Source organism: Bradyrhizobium diazoefficiens, from assembly GCF_016616235.1.
GTDB classification, from domain to species: Bacteria; Pseudomonadota; Alphaproteobacteria; order Rhizobiales; family Xanthobacteraceae; genus Bradyrhizobium; species Bradyrhizobium diazoefficiens_H.
Genome location: NZ_CP067100.1, coordinates 2795158 through 2813269 on the forward strand (window position 1 = coordinate 2795158; position 18112 = coordinate 2813269).

24 protein-coding genes and 1 pseudogene are annotated in these 18112 nt (G+C 62.3%); 19 read left to right on the forward strand and 6 right to left on the reverse strand.

Features of this window, described 5'->3' with window-relative positions; all coding sequences use genetic code 11:
* Nucleotides 1–99 precede the first annotated feature (99 nt).
* The 3 genes from JJB99_RS13215 to JJB99_RS13225 all read left to right on the forward strand — a co-directional run bounded on the left by JJB99_RS13215 (nt 100) and on the right by JJB99_RS13225 (nt 1108).
* Nucleotides 100–384 carry a hypothetical protein gene (locus tag JJB99_RS13215; RefSeq protein WP_200499162.1) on the forward strand — a complete coding sequence of 95 codons (285 nt, stop codon included), beginning with the start codon at nt 100–102 and terminating at the stop codon, nt 382–384.
* 320 nt (nt 385–704) lie between these two features.
* Entirely contained in the window at nt 705–905 is a 201-nt protein-coding gene (locus JJB99_RS13220) for a hypothetical protein (protein ID WP_200499163.1), read from the forward strand.
* On the forward strand, nt 902–1108 hold the full coding sequence (locus JJB99_RS13225) for a hypothetical protein (RefSeq protein ID WP_200499164.1): 207 nt from the start codon (nt 902–904) through the stop codon (nt 1106–1108). Before JJB99_RS13220 ends, JJB99_RS13225 begins: the two co-directional genes overlap by 4 nt.
* On the opposite strand, the gene JJB99_RS13230 is transcribed toward JJB99_RS13225, so the two are convergent.
* Together JJB99_RS13230 and JJB99_RS13235 are read right to left on the reverse strand one after the other, a co-directional pair.
* Nucleotides 1102–1371, reverse strand: a complete 270-nt coding sequence (locus JJB99_RS13230; RefSeq protein ID WP_200499165.1) for a DUF6894 family protein — start codon at nt 1369–1371, stop codon at nt 1102–1104. The genes JJB99_RS13225 and JJB99_RS13230 overlap by 7 nt on opposite strands.
* A 148-nt stretch (nt 1372–1519) precedes the next feature.
* Nucleotides 1520–1762 carry a hypothetical protein gene (locus JJB99_RS13235; RefSeq protein ID WP_200499166.1) on the reverse strand — a complete coding sequence of 81 codons (243 nt, stop codon included), beginning with the start codon at nt 1760–1762 and terminating at the stop codon, nt 1520–1522.
* A gap of 361 nt (nt 1763–2123) precedes the next feature.
* Here JJB99_RS13235 and JJB99_RS13240 point away from each other — a divergent pair, with 361 nt between their 5' ends.
* The 7 genes from JJB99_RS13240 (at nt 2124) to JJB99_RS13270 (ending at nt 8806) form a co-directional block, all read left to right on the forward strand.
* Complete coding sequence (locus tag JJB99_RS13240; RefSeq protein WP_200499167.1) at nt 2124–2444, forward strand: hypothetical protein; 321 nt, start codon at nt 2124–2126, stop codon at nt 2442–2444.
* Nucleotides 2445–2684: 240 nt separating this feature from the next.
* Nucleotides 2685–3029 (forward strand): response regulator, encoded by a 345-nt coding sequence (locus tag JJB99_RS13245; protein WP_200499168.1) that lies wholly within the window; start codon nt 2685–2687, stop codon nt 3027–3029.
* 171 nt (nt 3030–3200) lie between these two features.
* Nucleotides 3201–3386 (forward strand): hypothetical protein, encoded by a 186-nt coding sequence (locus JJB99_RS13250; RefSeq protein WP_200500144.1) that lies wholly within the window; start codon nt 3201–3203, stop codon nt 3384–3386.
* Nucleotides 3387–3599: 213 nt separating this feature from the next.
* Complete coding sequence (locus tag JJB99_RS13255; protein ID WP_200500145.1) at nt 3600–4847, forward strand: NRAMP family divalent metal transporter; 1248 nt, start codon at nt 3600–3602, stop codon at nt 4845–4847.
* Between the two features lie 328 nt (nt 4848–5175).
* Entirely contained in the window at nt 5176–5895 is a 720-nt protein-coding gene (locus tag JJB99_RS13260; RefSeq protein WP_246775230.1) for a DUF4261 domain-containing protein, read from the forward strand.
* Nucleotides 5896–6302: 407 nt separating this feature from the next.
* A complete protein-coding gene (locus tag JJB99_RS13265) occupies nt 6303–6833 on the forward strand; it encodes an imm11 family protein (protein ID WP_246775231.1) in 531 nt (176 codons plus the stop codon).
* Nucleotides 6834–7072: 239 nt separating this feature from the next.
* Complete coding sequence (locus JJB99_RS13270) at nt 7073–8806, forward strand: AHH domain-containing protein (RefSeq protein WP_200499170.1); 1734 nt, start codon at nt 7073–7075, stop codon at nt 8804–8806.
* Between the two features lie 142 nt (nt 8807–8948).
* On the opposite strand, the gene JJB99_RS13275 is transcribed toward JJB99_RS13270, so the two are convergent.
* Complete coding sequence (locus JJB99_RS13275; protein WP_200499171.1) at nt 8949–10472, reverse strand: FAD-dependent monooxygenase; 1524 nt, start codon at nt 10470–10472, stop codon at nt 8949–8951.
* A gap of 147 nt (nt 10473–10619) precedes the next feature.
* Nucleotides 10620–10877: a hypothetical protein gene (locus tag JJB99_RS13280; protein WP_200500474.1), complete on the reverse strand. Its 258-nt coding sequence runs from the start codon at nt 10875–10877 to the stop codon at nt 10620–10622.
* A 961-nt stretch (nt 10878–11838) separates the two neighbouring features.
* On the opposite strand from JJB99_RS13280, the gene JJB99_RS13285 reads away from it, so the two are divergent.
* The 9 genes from JJB99_RS13285 (at nt 11839) to JJB99_RS13325 (ending at nt 17047) form a co-directional block, all read left to right on the forward strand.
* The gene (locus JJB99_RS13285; protein ID WP_246775232.1) at nt 11839–12120 is read left to right on the forward strand and encodes a hypothetical protein; all 282 of its coding nucleotides are present in this window, start codon (nt 11839–11841) and stop codon (nt 12118–12120) included.
* Nucleotides 12121–12122: 2 nt separating this feature from the next.
* Nucleotides 12123–12272, forward strand: a complete 150-nt coding sequence (locus tag JJB99_RS13290; protein ID WP_200499172.1) for a hypothetical protein — start codon at nt 12123–12125, stop codon at nt 12270–12272.
* Complete coding sequence (locus tag JJB99_RS13295; RefSeq protein ID WP_200500147.1) at nt 12272–12523, forward strand: hypothetical protein; 252 nt, start codon at nt 12272–12274, stop codon at nt 12521–12523. Before JJB99_RS13290 ends, JJB99_RS13295 begins: the two co-directional genes overlap by 1 nt.
* Nucleotides 12514–12897, forward strand: coding sequence for a hypothetical protein (locus JJB99_RS13300; protein ID WP_200499173.1), 384 nt, complete (start codon nt 12514–12516; stop codon nt 12895–12897). Before JJB99_RS13295 ends, JJB99_RS13300 begins: the two co-directional genes overlap by 10 nt.
* The gene (locus tag JJB99_RS13305; protein WP_200499174.1) at nt 12894–13193 is read left to right on the forward strand and encodes a hypothetical protein; all 300 of its coding nucleotides are present in this window, start codon (nt 12894–12896) and stop codon (nt 13191–13193) included. Before JJB99_RS13300 ends, JJB99_RS13305 begins: the two co-directional genes overlap by 4 nt.
* Before the next feature lie 63 nt (nt 13194–13256).
* Nucleotides 13257–13685 carry a GNAT family N-acetyltransferase gene (locus JJB99_RS13310; protein WP_200499175.1) on the forward strand — a complete coding sequence of 143 codons (429 nt, stop codon included), beginning with the start codon at nt 13257–13259 and terminating at the stop codon, nt 13683–13685.
* 196 nt (nt 13686–13881) lie between these two features.
* Nucleotides 13882–15150 carry a CaiB/BaiF CoA transferase family protein gene (locus JJB99_RS13315; RefSeq protein ID WP_200499176.1) on the forward strand — a complete coding sequence of 423 codons (1269 nt, stop codon included), beginning with the start codon at nt 13882–13884 and terminating at the stop codon, nt 15148–15150.
* Nucleotides 15151–15280: 130 nt separating this feature from the next.
* A complete protein-coding gene (locus JJB99_RS13320; protein WP_246775233.1) occupies nt 15281–16480 on the forward strand; it encodes an acyl-CoA dehydrogenase family protein in 1200 nt (399 codons plus the stop codon).
* 9 nt (nt 16481–16489) lie between these two features.
* Entirely contained in the window at nt 16490–17047 is a 558-nt protein-coding gene (locus tag JJB99_RS13325; RefSeq protein ID WP_200499178.1) for a flavin reductase family protein, read from the forward strand.
* Nucleotides 17048–17076: 29 nt separating this feature from the next.
* On the opposite strand, the gene JJB99_RS36235 is transcribed toward JJB99_RS13325, so the two are convergent.
* Both JJB99_RS36235 and JJB99_RS36775 read right to left on the reverse strand, forming a co-directional pair.
* Entirely contained in the window at nt 17077–17370 is a 294-nt protein-coding gene (locus JJB99_RS36235; RefSeq protein ID WP_246775234.1) for an NAD-binding protein, read from the reverse strand.
* A 25-nt stretch (nt 17371–17395) separates the two neighbouring features.
* Nucleotides 17396–18097: pseudogene (locus JJB99_RS36775) on the reverse strand (NAD(P)-dependent oxidoreductase); the annotation flags it as partial.
* Between the last annotated feature and the right edge of the window lie 15 nt (nt 18098–18112).

Here is an 18112-nt window from a genome sequence, read left to right on the forward strand (position 1 = left end):
ATCAAGTTCCGCACACCGGCTGGAACTTGCTCGAGCGCTTGCCGGAACTTGCGGGACCAAGTTGAATTAACCCGGGAGAGGAAACAGTGGGGTCTTTCGATGACAGCGGATCGTTTCGCGAACTCCATGTCCTCGGCGCTTCGCCATCCCGGCGTGATTGCGCTGATCGTGGCCGGCTTGACGATTGCTGCAATGTTGATCGTCGATCACGGACCGTGGAACCGCGCCAGGACGCAGCCGGCTCATGTTGCCATGTATGCAACGACCGGCGAGGCCGCGCGCGCCGTTGGCGCCAAGGTGCTTCCCACCGAAACGAAATCGCCGGTCGAGCCGGAACGGCCCGGGCCGAAGACATCCCCGACCGTCAATCCGGTCACGCCGTAATTCCCGTCAGCTCTTGCGGCCGGCCCGGAATGACCAGATGAACCATTCGCGATCTCGGCTCACATTACTCAATCTCTGGGCGCACTCAATCTCTGGGCGCGCTTGTTCGAACGCAAACATTGGAAGCGCTGCGTCAACTGAGTAAACTACTCAACCGGCTCAACTTTCGCAGCCAAAATTAATCTTCTCAATCTAACAAATGATGAGATTCGCCGCCAGCACAAGGCATAGGCTTGACCTGTCACCGCAAGGCCCGAGGCATCGATCGGTGATGAGAACGCCAGTTGCGCTCCCGCCCACTCCAACAAGGGAGCAGCGCCATGCTGAAGCGCCGCCGTGTCAAACAGACGAGGACACTCACGGAGCGGCTCGCCGACGAAGCCGCCCGCCTCCGCGAGGAAGCGCACGCTCTGACGCCCGGGCGCCAACGCGAGATGCTGCTGCGCCGGGCGCGGCAGAACGAGGCGGCCATGCAGATCGACGCCTGGCTGCATTCGCCCGGCCTGAGGGCGCCGACATGAGCCAGCAATACCGTGCCTATCTCGTCGGCGAGAACGGCGTCTTCCGCTCCGCCGAAGCGTTCGAGGCCTCGTCGGATACGTCCGCGCTGACCTTCGCGCAGCAGTTCACCCGGCATGGCAAGGTCGAGGTCTGGCAGCTCGGCCGCAAGATCGCCGTGCTGGAGCCCGAGCAGTCGCCGCGGACATTGCATACACGTCAATGATCGCGTGAGCGCGATCGCATCTTGAGATTCTCGAGCTCGAACGAGAACGTTACCTGCATCACCGGGCCGCTGGTGTCGCGCACGTCGATCGCCATGGTCTGCCTGTCACCCGCGGGCGAGGCGGAGAGGATGGCGTCGCGCGCCATGTCGGCAACTGACTTGGCAGCCTCGGCCTGGACGGCGCGCGGACCGGACAGTTCCAGTCCTTCCTCGTCGAGCGCTATTCCGGTCTCGTCGCGAAGGTCAAAATAATATCTGGGCATCGCCGCGGTCCTTTGCCTTGTTAGGCTCGAGGCGGCCAAAGGTTTCGAACGCGGCGCAAATTTGTCCGGGAATCCGTTGGGTTCCGGACGGTGCCGACGAGCGGGGCAGCGCCGCGCCCCCTGCGCGGCGTTAGGTGCCGCGCTCGCCTCATTCCTCGGCGAGCTTGCGCTCGATATACGCATCCACCGTTTCGGCGAATGAGCGCTGCACGCCGACCGCGGCACTGTGCTGGTCGAGCGCATCGCGCTGGAGCACGCGCAGGCCGCGCCCGCTGAGCGGCGCCGTGTTCAGATATTGGTCGATGGCGCCTTTGGCGAGCGGGATGGCCTTCGGGTCCCCCCTCGCGATCAACAGGCGCAAGAGGTTCTGGCATTCGGCCAAACCGGGCATGCGCGCTCACCCTTGCTGCGATTTCGGCTTCGGACGCTTGACTGCCTGAGCATGCGTGCCGAACAGCATCAGCAGAAACGCGACTTCTTCCTTCGAGCCGACCTGGATCATGATTGTCTCCTTTGCGCTCCGTTGGTCGGGGCGAGCTCGAAAGGCGTTCAGGACAATCAGGTTTCAGGACTGTTTCAGGCGCGTTTCGCCGGCCAGGGTCCGTTCAACGCCAGCCGCTTCGAGGGGGCGGCGCTGCCTGAGCGGAGTGTCGTTGCCCATGTGGCACCTCGCCGCGTTTGCTTCGGCACGCTCATAGGAACGAAGCCTACAGCGGCCGGTTGCAAGCAAACTTCAATAGGAGGACATGACCATGAAAATGACCAGAATTGCTCTTGCCGCGGCGCTTGTGTTCGGATCGATCGCAGCCGCCTCGGCACAGGGCGGCGGCGCGGGTGGAGGTGCAGGCGGTGCAGGCGGTGCAGGTGGAGGCGCGGGCGGAGCCGGGGCCGGCGCGGGCGCCGGATCGGGTGGGTCGGCTGGAGCCGGCGGCGCAGGTTCGGGATCGGCCGGCAGCGGCAGCGGCGGCGGCGGCAATTCTCCAGCGGCAGCCACCGGTCAGGGCGCATCGAGCAGCCCGCGTTCGGCAAATCCCGGAGCGACGATCAACGATCCCAAGATGAAGGGGAAGTAGCCGAAAGAAATGGTGCGCAACATCCCGCGGCCATCTCGCTTTTGCATGGTGCCCGAAATGCATCCCCACCATTCTCACTTCACATCCAGAATACCCCGAAAGCAAACCCGCGCGGATTGCGCCGCGCGGGTTGAACCTGCCTCGCGAGGCACCGGCCGCGCGAGGGTCCGCCTGAAATGGGCGTAGCGGAACCAGCCCAGACGGTGCGCGTTCGTATTCGCAAGGAGGGATGACCTCGCGATGACCCACACCGTCCTGGTTGTTGACGACGACAGCAGCGTTCTCGAAATGCTCGTGAACATGCTGGAGGATCTCGGCTGTGACGTGGTGAGCGCACGAAGCGGCGAGGAAGCTCTCGCTCAACTCGGGCAGAACGAACGCATCTCGATCCTCATTACCGACATCAACATGCCGGGCATGGACGGACATGAACTGGCTGAGCTCGCAACACGCGTCCGTCCGAACTTGAAAGTGCTCCAGCTGTCGGGCCGCGAGCCGCGTCGCGGAGGCTTGCCGATGATCCGCAAGCCGTTCTCGTTCGAGGACCTGGCGAACGTCATGAAACAAACCACGGGCGTTTGCTGAGACCTGCGCGGGATGCAAAGGCTCGATTGCCGGTATCTTGCCCGACGTGTCAAACTTTAACTCAAATACAGCAAAGCGGATTCGGCCAAACGAAATCCGTTCGCGTCATGCTGAGACATGTCGGGCGGACATGAGGTCGCCTGGACCTTGGGCGCGCTGGAGAGATTGCCGATGTATTACGTCTCCGCTGCATTGCTGGTGCTGTCGGGACTGTTCTACTCAGCGAGCCATCACGAGCTCGGCCAGTTCGGCGCGAACATGTGCAGCTATGGCAGCGCGTTCTGCGACAACCCGCTGATCGTCTTTTCCGGCGCGGCGCTGGCCGCCGCCTGGGGCATGTTCGTCAGCGTCAAGTAGACGCGAGCGTTTCGACCGCTCACTTCTCGTTACTCTCATAGCGCTCGCAAGCTGCTGCTGGCGACACAGAGCACGGCGCGTGCGGGAACTTTGCGGCTAGGATCGCACTTGGAACACGGATTCGCCAGTTCCGGGAGGTCAGTCCTGTCGAGCCGATCGAAACAACGTCCCGCCAAGCACGACGGCAGCGTCGCGCCACCGAAGTCGGGGCCGATGCTGCTGAAGCGGCTCGGCCCGGGCCTGATCACCGGTGCGGCCGACGACGATCCATCGGGCATTGCGACCTATTCGCAGGCCGGCGCGCAATTCGGCTACGGGCTGCTCTGGACCGTCTTCCTGACCCTGCCGTTCATGATCGCGATCCAGCTGGTCAGCGCGCGGATCGGCCGGGTCACCGGCAAGGGGCTGGCCGCCAACGTCATGCAGCTCGCGCCGCGCTGGATCGTGCTGGGACTGGTCTCGCTGCTCGTCATCGCCAACACCTTCAACATCGCCGCCGACATCGCCGCGATGGCGGAGGCGCTGTCGCTGGTGATCGGCGGGCTCAATCACGAGCACGCGCTGATCTTCGCGGCCGGCTCGACCCTGCTCCAGGTGTTCGTGCCCTATCGCCGCTATTCGCCAGTGCTGAAGTTCCTGACGTTGACGCTGTTCGCCTATGTCGCGACCGCCTTCACCGTGAATATCCCTTGGAGCACCGCGCTGCTCGCCACGGTGTGGCCGAAGGCGAATCTCAGCGCCGACTATTTCCTGATGGTCGTCGCCGTGCTCGGCACCACCATCAGCCCGTATCTGTTCTTCTGGCAGGCCTCGCAGGAGGTCGAGGAGATGAACCAGGGCAAGCATGACAAGCCGCTGCGCGACCTTTCGAGCGGCGGCAATCCCGAGATCATGCGCATCCGGGCCGATACCATCATCGGCATGCTGCTGTCCAATTGCATCGCGTTCTTCATCATCCTGACGACGGCGTCGGTGCTGAACGCCAACGGCGTCACCCGGATCAACTCGGCGACGGAAGCGGCCGAAGCGCTGCGGCCGCTCGCCGGCGAGTTCACCTTCGCGCTGTTCGCGCTCGGCATCATCGGCACGGGGCTGCTGGCTATTCCCGTCCTGGCAGGCTCGGCGGCTTACGGTGTTGCGGAGGTCTTTGGCTGGCGCGCCACGCTGGAGGCGAAGCCGGAGAAGGCGGCCGGCTTCTACACCATCATCGCGGCCGCGACCATCATCGGCTTCGGCCTCGGCTTCACCGGGATCGACGCCATCCACATGCTGGTGTGGAGCGCGGTGCTCAACGGCATCGTCGCGGTCCCGATCATGGCGATGATGATGCTGATCGTCTCGAGCGAGGCGATCATGCGCCGCTTCAGGGCCCGCCCGTGGCTGGTGGCGCTGGGCTGGCTCGGCACCGCGCTGATGGCGCTGGCCGTGCTCGCCTTGCTCGGTTCGTCGTTGCTTGGCTGATCAAACCGGCGGCGGCGCCGCCGAGACATGCAAGGGTGCGGGCTCCGGCCGAATGCTCGAGGTGCAGAAACTGGGCGAAGGCGCTTGCCCGGTCACTGCCAAAGGCCTCGCGTCGGCCGCTTACATTCACGGGCTTACCGGATGGCCTTGCAGCATATCGGAAGACGAAGGCGCGAGGTATGCATTGACAATGTTCTTGGTTTGTTCTATATAGCAAAGAGTTCAACCTGTGCGCGAGCCGCAAATTAGCGGCCGTGTCTCGACGGGGCAGTCAATGAGTAAGTCATTTCTTGCGCTGGTATTGCTGGAGACCCCTGCGACCCCCGACATGACCGCGCTCGCCGAGGCGATCCGAGCGCGACATCCTGAACTCCCGATGGAAGTAGACGGTCGCGGCGAGGACGCCGCCCGTCAGGATTCGCCGCTCATTCGCTGTGGCAACGAACTCGTTGCGGTGATGTCGATGCCGGCGCCGATTCCGGAAGATTCCGGACTGTGGTCGCGCGCTTCCACGATATGGCCGCAAGCCAAGGCGGTTGCGGCGCGGCACCGGGGACATCTGATCGTTTCGGTGCTTGGCCACAACCAGCAGCCGCTACCCACCGCTCGTCTGACGACTGCCGTCATCGGGGCGTTGATCGCGACCATGCCGCAATGCTGCGGCGTGGTCTGGAACGGCAAAGTCGCGCGGCCCACCGATCTCTGGCTCGAGATGTCCAGCCGGTCGTTTGCGCCGTTCCCCGACTATCCCGTCTCGCTGTGGGTCGATATCCTGCCATTCAGATCAGAGACGGGCATCGGCGCAGTGACGATGGGGCTGTCGGCATTTGCCGAACGTGAAATTCAGTTCGAGACCCACAAGCTGCCGCTTGCAACATTGATGTCGAAGGTGGACGGACTTGCCGTCTATCTCGTTGAGCACGGACCCGTGGTCAAGGACGGCGATACGTTTGGCGGCGACGCACGCGAGCGCTTTTCCGTGCGTTACAAGAACTCCGATCAGTTCGGCGGCTTGCCCGTGCTTTTCTGTAACGACAGCTCGGCCTAATAGGGCGTGTGTGACGATGCGCGAAAGACTTGTGTGCAGCCCGTTTACAATTCATCATTTGACACGTCGGGCAAAACACTGGCATAGTGGCATCATCGAAATGAATTCGGATCGAGCCCGCGGCAATGCCGCGGGCTTTTTTGTTGGCTGTTGATAGTCGTTCTACGTCGCGCCCTTGCGGGCATAATGTTCGATCGAGCGCGGTCATGGGCAAAGAAACGGCAGCTACGAAACGCCTGAAGCGCGAAAGCGCCGCTATCACGCGATGAACCGAGGGTATCTTCGGCGGGAGCAATAATTGTATGGCTATGTCTCGTAATTCAAGGAGAAAGCCAAAGGCGCGGAAACTCTACAGTGTCGGCCTGGATTTCAGAATTCACACGCCCCCTGGTTTGGAAATGGAGAATATGGCCACCCTTGGCGCCGGGCGCGTGCTGATGTCACCACGGGGCAAGCGAAGCTTTCCTCCACTCTGCGAAACGCCACGGCTGCTGATCGACAAATCTCTGGGGCGGCCGCCGGTCGATTGGGAGCTATTTGACGACTTTTGGCTCGTGTCCGATCGGATGAAGAGCGTTCTGGAGGCCGTGGATAGAGACGGTGTGGCGTTCCTGAAGTGCGAAACGCGGTCGCTGAGTGGAGGTGCGCCTGTTTATTGGCTTTGCGATATCGTGCGCCAGCTAGATGTCATAGACGAGGAAAAGTCGAACGTTGAAATCCTGGATGATGGGACAGATTTCAGGCGATACAGTAACGTGGCGATTTCCAGCTTTGTCTTTAGAGAAGAGGCCATCGGTTCGGCTCATATTTTCCGGCCACGCTTTCTGGAGACGAGGATTATTTGCGACCAGTCCTTGAAGGATGCTTGTAAGGCTGCCGGTCTTAGAGGCCTGAGCTTCGGAGATCCTTACGGCAATTATAAGAGCCTTCGTCCCTAGTTTCTTCACGTTGAGATCGTGAAAGATCTGGCTTTGTCTGTTCGCGAGCCGGCGCAAAATCGCTCTCTTGACAAAGACATTTGCACGATTCCCGCCAGACAGGCGGATGTCCCGATTCAATTTCAGTGATGCGGAGCGCTGCCGTAGCTACGCCGACCTAAGGGCGACAACCTCTTAGGCGCTGTGTGCCGGTGCAGCGTCCGCATGGATATCTAGCGCGCACGCAAAGAGGCCGGCTTTTGCTGTCGGCCATCCGTCAGGCATTTCAAATCAGACCGGCCGGCTGCGATCACCAGCAGCTCGGATGCCGGCCTGCGCCAGAAAGTAGCAGTTGCATGTTCCAAGAACATCACATTTTGCCGCAGAAATTTGCAACCCATCCGGTCATCCGTCTCTTGGGAGAAAGGTTCAGTCTTGATGCGATTCGAAATCTAATAACGTTGCCGTCTAGGCAGCGGCTGGCCACGGAGCTCAATTCGAGTCCGCATACTGGGGGACACCTCGAAACGTACTACAAGGGATTTTGCGAGCATCTGAAGGAGCTCAAAGCGTCTCCGAGCTTCGATGCGGCTGGCGCAGGCGATGCACGTGCACTGGACGAGGTCGCTTCCGACGTAAACGCGCTTGTAGCCGCTGCGAAGTACGCGCTAGCGAACGGCCATCTGTTTCCCAATACGCCAAAGGGAATGACCGCGGATCAGGCAAATGATACGAACGACAGATGGTTTTCAAACTGGAGGAAATATGCCGCGGACAATGCAGAGCAAATCCGGCAGATGCAGGAAACGGTCGATCAGTTTTACAATGCCGGTCAGCGGAATGCGGCCTTGGATTTTCCGATTCTGTCCCCGACAAGTGATCTCAGCATGGCAGAGAGGATCGAAATCTTAAAGCGCTTCCCGAAAGGCTCCCCAATCTCGCTGCAGTCTACCGTTGTCGGCCCTGTTCCTGGTCTTCAGGGACTCATTCCCTCCCTTGTCGACACTCGCCTGCGAGGCTTCTCGCCACCCGCTCGCTCCGATCACGACGAAAAAGAAGGGTTTACGCAGAGTGATCCGCGCTTCACAGGTGTGGTGCCACCTTTTCCTGCGCTTGGTCCGAATGAACAACAGTTCGGCCAACTGCCTCCGACCACCGCTGCGCCGTCAGATCCATTGGTTCTTAGATTTGACCCGATGACTGGTGCGCCACTGCCATTCTACGAAAATCCGCTAATGCGTGATGACTCTGGCAACGGTTCGTCTCTGGCGCACGATATTCTTCCTTGGTTGGCGGGCGCGGCTGCACTCGGTATCGCAGCCCCGTTCATTCCGGCGTGGTTGGCCGCGATCCTAGCGGGCGTTGCAGTAACCTCTCGGGTTGCCAATGCGCAGGAGCCAAGTTCCGGAGCCGCGAGGGACATCGCAACTGATAGTGGAAGAGTATTCTCGACGGGCGCGCCCGCGTACAACGCGTTCATCAACGAGAGTATGGCAGGCAACACGACGAGCAATAGTGCTTCTATGTCGCCGATGCCGGAATTGCCGCCGAGCCAGCGCGCGCCGCTTGGTCAAGACGCTGGGTCCGGTGGTTCCTTTTCTGATCGCTTCGGGAACTGGACTGACATGCCAGTTGGCGCCAAGCCTACCGCGGCGTCGAACGCGCCGGCAGCACCGCCCACTCATCCTGCCAACGCTGTCGAGCCCGAAGAGGTTCGACGTCTCACCCGCGTGAACGCATCGAACGCGGCAAGTGTGTTTACGTCCGGGAGTGCGCCGGTCCCATATCTGCCGTCCGATCGGTTTGGCAACTGGACCGTGCCGACCGCCGACAGTCGGCCACCGCAGACGGGCGGGCCGATCGGCGAGCTCGCGAACGAGCCGAGCTACCTCATTCCACCGCCGATTTTCGGAGCGGATGATCCGGGCAACGCGCGCAACGAGGCCGAAGAGTGGTTCTCTCGCTGGATAAGACCGTTTCTTCGGCCGGAGTGAAGGCTTTGAAGCCTTGCGCGCGCAGCACGAGTTCGTTCGGGGGTCGCGCAATGGAGGGCGGCATCATCGCGACGAGTTTTGGATCAAGCCGCGGGATGCTGCGGGCTTGATCGTCTTCTACCGCGCATGAGTTGAACGTGCGCTACGCAGCAGCTGCTCCGAACCAGGTCGTGAGCGCCTCCGCAAGTCTGTGTTGGCTCTCATCGCCTACCCATGCCACATGCCCGTCGGGCCGCACCAGCACGGTTTTCGGAGCTGTGACACGTCCAACGGCCGGGAGCTCCCACGAACCGTCGTAACTGGCATCGACGCGTTTGATGCGATCCGCCCAGGGTGCGACGCCGAGGCTCTGCGGCGCGCCAAAATTGATCAGGACGCCTCGCGCGCCGTGCAGCAGCGTGAACAATCGCGTGGGGCGGCCATCGACCACCAGATCGAGATCGGGCATGCGACGGCCGACCAGCGCGTGGCCTTCGCCGAGATCGTAGCGGATGTCGAGCCCGCTCATCATCGCGCCAAAGCGTCGTCGCGGCGCGTCCATCGCGAGCAGCTCGGAGACGATCTCGCGCGCGGCGTTGAGGCCGTCGTCGGCGCGGCGGAGCAGGGCGATTTGCGCCATGGTGTTGCGCAGCACGCGCGCGGCAACGGGATGGCGCTCGGCGTGGTACGTGTCGAGCAGGCCGGCGGGCGAGATGCCCTTAACGACCTGCGCCAGCTTCCAGCCGAGATTGACGGCGTCCTGCACGCCGGTGTTGAGGCCGTGGCCGCCCACGGAGTGATGGACATGCGCGGCATCGCCGGCGAGCAGCACGCGTCCTTTGCGATAGGACACGGCCTGCCGCGTCGCATCGGTGAAGCGGGAGATGAAGGATGGGCTGTGGACCCCAAAGTCCGTGCCGTAGACGGCGATGAGCGCATCGCTGAGATCGCGCAAGCCGGGTTCGCCGCTGCGCGCGAGATCTGGCTCCGTCACGAGCACCCGCACGCGTCCGCTCTCGGATTTGCTGAGGCCGTGAAAGCCGAGCGCGTCGTGACGCAGGCCCCATGCCGGCTCGCCGCGCATCTCGACCTCGGCCATGAGGTTGCTGAGCGTCGGGCCGGAGCCGGTGAAGCCAATCCCGGCCGCTTTGCGCACCAGGCTGCGGCCGCCGTCGCAGCCGACCAGATAGTTCGTGCGCAACGTCTTGCCGCCGGAGAGCGCAACGTCGACGCCGGTCTCGTCCTGGACGAAGCCAGTGATGTCCGCGTTGCGATAGATCGGCACCGCCAGCTCCTCGACCCATTCGGCGAGAATGCGCTCGATGTGGCTTTGCGATAGCGCGAGCCCGTAATTGTGCCTTGTGGGGAGATCGCTGATGTCGAGCCGGGTCCAGGCAAAGCCGGCGAGCTGGGTGATGTGTCCTTCGCGCAGGAAGCGATCGGCCACACCGCGCTGATCGAGGATTTCGATGGTGCGGGCATGCAGTCCGCCGGCGCGCGGCTCGACGAGGTCCTGGTTCGCGCGCCGCTCGACCACGGCGACATCGATATTCGCGAGCGCGAGCTCGGGGGCCAGCATCAGCCCGGTCGGGCCGCCGCCGGCGATGATCACCGCGTGGTCGCCTGCGGCCGCGCGATTTGCGTTGGCTCGGCCGCGCGGCCGGGACGTCGGAAGCAGTACAGGCATGTCGTGACCCCCTCGACTTGTTGCTTTGGATGTTCCTTGGGCCGGGGGTTCTACGGCAGGAGCGGGGACTTGAAGCAAGCCCCTTGCGCATCACATATCAACCTGGGAGGAGGGGCTTATGCGTCAGCGCTCGCCGCGTTGCGGCCACTAGTCGTCCTTCGACACATCGCCGGGCTTGGCGGGAGCATCGATGGTGCCGCCATCGCCGTGAACGAGATCGCGGCCCCTGTCCTCGCTCTCGCCGGCGTCCTCGACGATCGCCTCTTGTGTGTCGCGCTCCTTTTCGATGCGCGGCTTCGGTCCCGGCAGATCTCGCGATGTCTTCGGTGAGGATGTCTTCGGTGAGGATGTCTTCGGTGAGGATGTCTTCGGCGAGGTTGTCCTGCGCGAGCTGTCGACCATCATCGGCGGTCCTCCTGATCGGCTAACGCGGGCCCTGGCAATTCGTTCGTTTGACACGTCGGGCAAAACACTGGCATACTGGCATCGTCGAAAGAGTTTGGTTCAGCCCGCGCGGACAATCCGCGGCGGGCTTTTTCATGTCCGCTTCGCAAAGCCGATTTCGCCGAAATCGAAATGCGGTTTGACACGTCGGGCAAAACACTGGCATACTGGCATCATCGAAAAGAGTTTGGTTCAGCCCGCGCGGACAATCCGCGGCGGGCTTTTTCATGTCCGCTTCGCAAAGCTGACTTCGCCGAAATCGAAATAGGGTTTGACACGTCGGGCAAAACACTGGCATACTGGCATCATCGAAAAGAGTTTGGTTCAGCCCGCGCGGACAGTCCGCGGCGGGCTTTTTCATGTCCGCTTCGCGAAAGCTGACTTCGCCAAAATCGAAATAGGGTTTGACACGTCGGGCAAAACACCGGCATAATGGCATCATCGAAACGAGTTTGTTCAGACCCGCGCGGAGACATCCGCCGCGGGTTTTTTCGTTTCGATTCCGCAATCGGACGGTGGCCCACGCATCACGGCCACGCACTCGCTTGATACGCGTTCATGGAGCGCCGCTCGGCGTGCCGCCGTCCGAACCATTGCTGGCCGCGCACGCGCGAACGTGCCGGCCTCGCGGCGCCGGGCGCTGTTCGCCCGCGCCGCTGCGGTCTCCGGGACCGGAGATAGGGTTCGCGCCCGAAACGATCGCGCCTCATTGCGCGATCTGCCGCGCATTTTCTTTCGTGGAGGGAGACGATGACCGCCTACCTGATATCGCTCGCGCTCGCGGGCCTCGTTGCCATCGTGCTGTGGGAGACGTTTGCATGAGCGAGGAAATGGAAATTACGCTCGTGAGTGAGCCGCTCCGCGTCCCTGCGCGAAAGAAGACGTCCAGCGCGCGCACCCTGACCGAGATGCGGCTCGCGGCGTGCCGTCGCCTTATCTCTGGTCGGGCACCAATCAATATCGCGCCGGCAAGTACGTCCGTGACGGCGTCTACGACCCAGGCAAGGTCGATCCGCAGCTGGGATGCGCGGCGCTCATCGTCGCGCTGATGGAGCTCGATCCCGAGATCAGCTTTGCGGGAGCAAAGATCGCAAAGAGCCCGGGGGCCGGCGATTCCAAGCGGCCTTCGCTGACGAACCCGTCGAAAGGCTCGATCGGCGCGTTCGTGGTCAACCTGGTCAGAGCAATTCTTGGAAGGAAATGAACATGTGGACGATCTTCGACATCATTCTCTTCGCTGCTGGATTTGCTGGCTGCTGGTTTTGCAAGGATCCGGTCATCCGGTTCGTAACCGGGACCGAGGCCCTGATCAAATCGCTCGAGGTCAAGCTCGCAGCTTTGCGGGCCAAATCGTGATGCTCGCAAAGATCAAGGCGGCCTGCCTGCACTCCATGACCATCGCCTGGAGCTATTGCATCGCGCTCGCCGGTGCGCTGGCTTCGACCATCGATGACCTCGCCGATGCGCTCGGCGATCCCGGCGTCAAGGATCAGATCAGCTCCGCCATCGGCGACGTCAAGACGACGGGACGCATCCTGCTGGTGATCTCCATCGTCACCATCATCGCGCGCCTGCGAACGCTCAGGAGAAAAGACCAATGTGGATGACGATCATTTCGTTTCTCGGCGGCCCCGTCGTCAAGGCGCTGATCGATGCCTACAGCGCGAAGCTGAAAGCCGAGAATGTCGACAGCAAGATTGCGGCGGATCTCGCCGTGAGCGAGATCGCGTCGCAGACGGCCGAAACCAAGGCCGTGATGCAGTATCGAATCGCGGAGCTCGGCTATTGGTACGAGCCGGACAAGTTGATCGGTTACTGCGTGACGATCTATTTCTCGAAGCTCCTTGTCTGGGATAAGGTTCTCGGCCTCGGCACCACGGACGCATTGGCGGGATTCGCCGCTACCACGGCCAACCTCGTGGTGTCCTTCTATTTCGCCAAGCGCGGGTTCGAGAATGTTGCAAGGATCATCAAGCGGTGAAGGTTCAGGACCAAGAGATTCGAGCGATCGTCGCCGAAACGCTGGCCGAGCAGCACAGGATGCAGCAGGAGAGCGTCGATGCGATCGTGTTGAAGGCGGTTGCGTCGGTGCTGGCTTCCTTTGGAATCGAAGATGACGACCGCAAGGAGCTGAGGGCTGACTTCCAGCACCTGCGGAGATGGCGAAAGAGCGTGGAGCAGGCGCAGAGCTACACATTCAAGGCCGTGATCACAGTGATTGCTACCGGTCTGATGGGAGCCGTCTGGCTCGGCGTCAAGGTCGTACTGGGCAAGTAAGCCTCCACTACGGCGACATCGCCGCGCTTTCATTCACGTCATTTCTCGCCAGCGGGCGGTCTCATGTACAGAATTCGTATCGTCGATGTGTCCGATGACGACATTGCTGACACCCTGGCCGATCTGCATCAACTGACGTTCTTCGATGCGGCGGCCATGCCGCAGTTCGAGCTTGGAGCGTGGTGGCTGGCCTATCATGGTCATGAGCCGGTCGCGTTTGCCGGCGTCGTGCCATCGACGCACGCTCGCCATGGCGGCTACTTCTCCAGGGTTGGCGTGTTGCAGCGGCACTGGGGGCGCGGCCTTCAGTGCAGGTTGATGCGTGCAATCGAAATGCGGGGGCGGCGTATAGGGTGGGATAGCATCGTGTCCGACACCACAGAAAACCCGGTCTCTGCCAATAATTTCATCCGGGCGGGCTATCGGCTCTTCGAGCCCGAGGCGCCCTGGGCCTGGTCGCACAGCCTTTATTGGCGCAAATGGCTCCGCTGATAGGAGCGGGTTTCCCGTGATGCGGAAGGTAACCCCCTCAACGTAGATAAGGGCCCGGCAGCTTGACGGCTGCCGGGCCCTTTTTGCGTATTGAAGCGATGTGGGTGAAGCACTTGCGAAGTCGGCGGCGCCGGGCTTTAAGTTGGCCCTGCAGGATAATTCGGCGACCATAAGCCGATGTAAGGGAGTGCTGTCGATGCCCACCAAGCCTCAATTGCCGGAACGTTCGCCGCGGGCGGCGGGAGGGCCGAGCGCGCTCGATGGTCTTCTGGTCGTCGACTTCACGCGCGTCGTGGCGGGGCCGGCCTGCACGCAGACGCTCGCCGATTTCGGCGCGCGCGTCATCAAGATCGAGAATCCGGACGGCGGCGACGATACGCGGGCCTACGAGCACGCCGAAATCGGCGGCGAAAGTGCAGCCTATCTCAGCCTGAACCGCAACAAGCGCGGCATCGCGCTCGATCTCGCCGTGCCGGAGGCGCGCGAGATCGCGCTCGATCTGATCCGCAAGGCCGATGTGGTGGTGGAGAACTTTTCCAGCGGCGTCATGAGGAAATTCGGGCTCGACTATGAGTCCGTGGCGCCGCTGAACCCTCGGCTGGTTTATTGCTCGATCTCCGCCTACGGGCGTACCGGGCCGTTCGCCTCGCGGCCCGGCTTCGATCCCATCACGCAGGCCGAAAGCGGGTTCATGTCGCTCAACGGGTTTGCCGACGGCCCGGCGGTGCGCACCGGCCCGCCGATCGTGGACATGGCGACGGGAATGTCCGCCTGCAACGCGATCCTGCTGGCGCTGTTGGCGCGGGATCGGCTCGGCCGCGGGCAGCATGTCGAAGTCGCCCTGTTCGATGTCGCGATGGGCATGACGGGTTTCTACGGCATGGCTTATCTGATCAGTGGTGAGAACCCTGGCCGGTTCGGCAATTCGCCAAGCGGGTCTCCCACCGTTGGCGTTTACGAGGCAGCCGATGGGCCGCTCTACATGGCCTGCGCCAACGACCGGCTCTATCGCCGCCTTGTGGTCGAGGTGTTGAACCGGCCCGATCTGATCACCGATCCGCGCTTCGCCTCGCGCAAGGCACGCTCCGAGAACAAGGAGCTGCTGCGTGCAGCGATCGCGGAGGTGTTTGCGAGCGATACGCTCGAGAACTGGATGGCGAAGATGAAGCTGGCCAACATTCCGGTTGGCTATCTCCGCACCGTTGAGGAGGGCTTCAACGCGCCGGAGGCCCGGGAGCGCAATCGCTTGAGCCGGATTCCACACCCTACGGCGGAATGGGTCCCCAACATCGAACCTCCAATCAATATGAGCTTGACCGGAGCCATTGATCCCGTGGCTGCACCCCTGCTGGGTGAGCATACTGAAGACGTCCTGCGTGATACGCTCGGATACGACGAACGGCGGGTATCGGAGTTGGCACAAAGGGGAGCTTTTGGATCAGGCAAGCCATCTGCCCTGCCTTGAACCTGCTTGATCGGTCCGAGAGCAATCAGGCTCACGCGCCCGGCGCCGCAATCGCTTGATTTGGCAATGCTCCCGCCGCATAACTATGCGACAGCGAGAGGCAAGAATGGCGCCTGATCAGGAGCCGAGCATGAACCAGCCAACGGGGCCGGAAGCCAGCGCCTATGCGGCCATGATTGCGAAGGCCCGTGCGCTCCTGCCGCAGCTGCGCGAGCGGGCGGCGCGGACCGAGGAATTGCGGCATCTTCCGCCGGAAACCGAAAAGGATCTCCATGACGCCGGTTTGTTCCGGATGCTTCAGCCGAAGCGCGTTGGCGGTGCCGAGCTCGACTACGTCGCGCTCGTCGACTGCGCTGAGCTGCTCGGACGGGCAGACGCCTCAGTTGCGTGGAATCTCGCCAATCTGGCGAGCCATCACTGGATGCTCGCCATGTTCGAGCAGAAGGCGCAGGATCTGGTCTGGGGCCGCGATCCAGACGCGCTGATTGCGTCCTCATTCATTTTTCCGGCCGGCCGCGCCGCGCGGGTCGAGGGTGGATATCGGCTCCGCGGAAGCTGGCCGTTCTCCTCGGGCGTTGCCTCCTGCGAGTGGAACATGCTTGCGAGCGTTGTCTATTCAGACGACGAGGCAGACGGCATCGAGTATCGAATCTTTCTCCTGCCGAAAGGCGATTACACGGTGCTGGACACCTGGAATGTCGCGGGACTGCGCGGCACCGGGTCCTCCGACGTCGAGGTCAGAGATGCCTTTGTGCCCGACTACATGACCATTGCCGTCGGCGATCTCGCCGGCGGCCCGACGCCTGGAAGCGGAGTCAATCCGAATCCGTCTTATACGCTGCCCGTGTTTTCACTGTTTCCCTATGTCCTGTCCGGTGTTGCGCTCGGGAATGCACAAGCGTGCCTCGATGATTATGCGGAGGTCGCGCGTCATCGCATCTCGACCTACAACCGCGCCAAGCTCAGCGACTTCCAAAGCACGCAGATCAAGATCGCAGAGGCTTCGGCCAAGATTGATGCTGCGCGCCTGATCATGCGTTCAGCCTGTATCGAGGCTGTGGAGAATGCGAGACGCGGTCGTATTCCCGATATGACGACGAAGACCAGATACCGGCGCGACGGAGCGTTTTCGGTCAATCTCTGCACCGAAGCGGTCTCGATGCTGTTTGCAGCGAGCGGCGCGCGGGGCTTGTTCACCACAGGCGTGTTGCAGCGGCAGTTCCGCGACGCCCACGCCATCAACTCGCATCTTGCATTCAACTTCGATGCGGCCGGAACAAATTATGGACGCGTGGCCCTTGGCTTGCCGTCCGAGAATCTTACGCTGTGAGGCCGGCCGATGACTGACCTGCCGAAGCAGCCGGCTGTTCTTGATTCAGCCAACGAGTTCGCGAGCGACAGATCGCCGATCGACCCCCGCGATTTTCGCAACGCGCTCGGCACATACGGAACGGGCGTGACGATCATCACCGCCACGGCCGCCGACGGAAAGCCTTATGGCATTACTTGCAATTCGTTCGCGTCGGTCTCCTTGAATCCCCCTCTGGTCCTCTGGAGCCTCGGGACCTATTCGTCGAGCCTGACCGCATTTCAGAACGCCAGCCATTTCACCGTCCATGTGCTCGGCACCTCGCAGCAGGAGCTCGCGAACAAATTCGCAAAATCCTCCGAGGACAAGTTCGCCGGCGTCGATTGGACACCAGGCCTCGGCAACGCACCGGTGCTCGCCGAGAGCGTTGCCAATTTTCAATGCCGGTCTGTCAACCGCTATTACGGCGGCGACCACGTGATCTTTCTCGGCGCGGTCGAGGCCTATGCCTACAATGCCAGCGAGCCGCTGTTGTTTGCGCGGGGCACGTACGGCCGGTTTTTGGCGGACGACGAGCGCAAGAAGTAGCCGCAGCGCGCTGTAAGGTGCGCGACGGCTCAACGCTCCGCCGCCGAAAGCTTGTAAATCTCCAGGGCATCCGCTTCCGCGCCACGCGCGGCCTTGGCCAGCCTGAACAGCTGCCCGGCCAGCGACGCCATCGGCACCGGCGTCGATGTCGCCCGCGCGACGTCGGCGACCGTATCGAGGTCCTTGAGCATCGTTGCGATATGCCCCAGTGGTGGTGAGTGAATGCCCTGAACCATCCGCGGCACGAACAGCTGAAGCGGAATGGAATCCGCAAAGCCGCCCGCGAGCGCTTCGGGCAACCGGGTTGGCGTCGATGCCGGCATTCACCGCAAGCCGTGTTGCTTCCGCAAGCACGGCCATCGCGCAACCGACGATCACCTGGTTGCAGAGCTTTGTGGTCTGGCCGGCGCCGGTCGGGCCCATGTGGGTGAACCGGCGGGCCATGGCCAGCACATAGGGTCGCGCCCGCTCGATGTCAGCGGCTTCGCCGCCGGCCATGATCGCGAGCGTGCCTTCCTCGGCGCCCTTGGTGCCGCCGGACACGGGCGCGTCGATCCAGCCCGCGCCATTCGCGGCCTTCAGTCGCGTCGCAAGGTCGCGCGCGGCGTCAGGATGGATCGACGAGAAATCGACGACGAGCTTTCCTGCGCCGGGCGCCGCACAGAGGCCTTCGGGCCCGAAAATCACCTCTTCGACGGCAGCGGCATCCGTGACGCACATGAAGGCGATGTCCGAGTTCGCCATCACGTCACGAGGCGTGGCTGCACGCTTGGCGCCGGCTTCGACGAGCGGAGCTATCTTGCCCTCTGAGCGATTCCAGACGCTGACCTGATAGCCTGCCTCGAGCAGACGCCGGGTCATCGGTGCCCCCATCAGTCCAAGGCCGAGATAGCCGAGCCTCTCGACGCCTTGCGGGTTCGTCATGCTCGCATCAGCCATAGGTTGCCTCTTTCTGTCGCAGCGCAAACGCCGCGTTACCATACATTGCACGCCGGGCAGTGAAACCGTCCAGCCCGCATGGCTTGCTTGATTGTTTGAACCATGAAACATTTGCGGCAGTCGGGT

Coding starts and splice junctions, on each gene's coding strand:
- JJB99_RS13220 (WP_200499163.1), top strand. CDS start 705: ATGCTGAAGCGCCGCCGTGTCAAACAGACGAGGACACTCACGGAGCGG.
- JJB99_RS36235 (WP_246775234.1), bottom strand. CDS start 17,370: ATGCCGGCATCGACGCCAACCCGGTTGCCCGAAGCGCTCGCGGGCGGC.
- JJB99_RS13260 (WP_246775230.1), top strand. CDS start 5,176: ATGACCGCGCTCGCCGAGGCGATCCGAGCGCGACATCCTGAACTCCCG.
- JJB99_RS13235 (WP_200499166.1), bottom strand. CDS start 1,762: ATGCCCGGTTTGGCCGAATGCCAGAACCTCTTGCGCCTGTTGATCGCG.
- JJB99_RS13315 (WP_200499176.1), top strand. CDS start 13,882: ATGCCCACCAAGCCTCAATTGCCGGAACGTTCGCCGCGGGCGGCGGGA.
- JJB99_RS13230 (WP_200499165.1), bottom strand. CDS start 1,371: ATGCCCAGATATTATTTTGACCTTCGCGACGAGACCGGAATAGCGCTC.
- JJB99_RS13215 (WP_200499162.1), top strand. CDS start 100: ATGACAGCGGATCGTTTCGCGAACTCCATGTCCTCGGCGCTTCGCCAT.
- JJB99_RS13325 (WP_200499178.1), top strand. CDS start 16,490: ATGACTGACCTGCCGAAGCAGCCGGCTGTTCTTGATTCAGCCAACGAG.
- JJB99_RS13310 (WP_200499175.1), top strand. CDS start 13,257: ATGTACAGAATTCGTATCGTCGATGTGTCCGATGACGACATTGCTGAC.
- JJB99_RS13280 (WP_200500474.1), bottom strand. CDS start 10,877: ATGATGGTCGACAGCTCGCGCAGGACAACCTCGCCGAAGACATCCTCA.
- JJB99_RS13290 (WP_200499172.1), top strand. CDS start 12,123: ATGTGGACGATCTTCGACATCATTCTCTTCGCTGCTGGATTTGCTGGC.
- JJB99_RS13225 (WP_200499164.1), top strand. CDS start 902: ATGAGCCAGCAATACCGTGCCTATCTCGTCGGCGAGAACGGCGTCTTC.
- JJB99_RS13300 (WP_200499173.1), top strand. CDS start 12,514: ATGTGGATGACGATCATTTCGTTTCTCGGCGGCCCCGTCGTCAAGGCG.
- JJB99_RS13245 (WP_200499168.1), top strand. CDS start 2,685: ATGACCCACACCGTCCTGGTTGTTGACGACGACAGCAGCGTTCTCGAA.
- JJB99_RS13240 (WP_200499167.1), top strand. CDS start 2,124: ATGAAAATGACCAGAATTGCTCTTGCCGCGGCGCTTGTGTTCGGATCG.
- JJB99_RS13320 (WP_246775233.1), top strand. CDS start 15,281: ATGAACCAGCCAACGGGGCCGGAAGCCAGCGCCTATGCGGCCATGATT.
- JJB99_RS13275 (WP_200499171.1), bottom strand. CDS start 10,472: ATGCCTGTACTGCTTCCGACGTCCCGGCCGCGCGGCCGAGCCAACGCA.
- JJB99_RS13250 (WP_200500144.1), top strand. CDS start 3,201: ATGTATTACGTCTCCGCTGCATTGCTGGTGCTGTCGGGACTGTTCTAC.
- JJB99_RS13295 (WP_200500147.1), top strand. CDS start 12,272: ATGCTCGCAAAGATCAAGGCGGCCTGCCTGCACTCCATGACCATCGCC.
- JJB99_RS13255 (WP_200500145.1), top strand. CDS start 3,600: ATGCTGCTGAAGCGGCTCGGCCCGGGCCTGATCACCGGTGCGGCCGAC.
- JJB99_RS13265 (WP_246775231.1), top strand. CDS start 6,303: ATGGCCACCCTTGGCGCCGGGCGCGTGCTGATGTCACCACGGGGCAAG.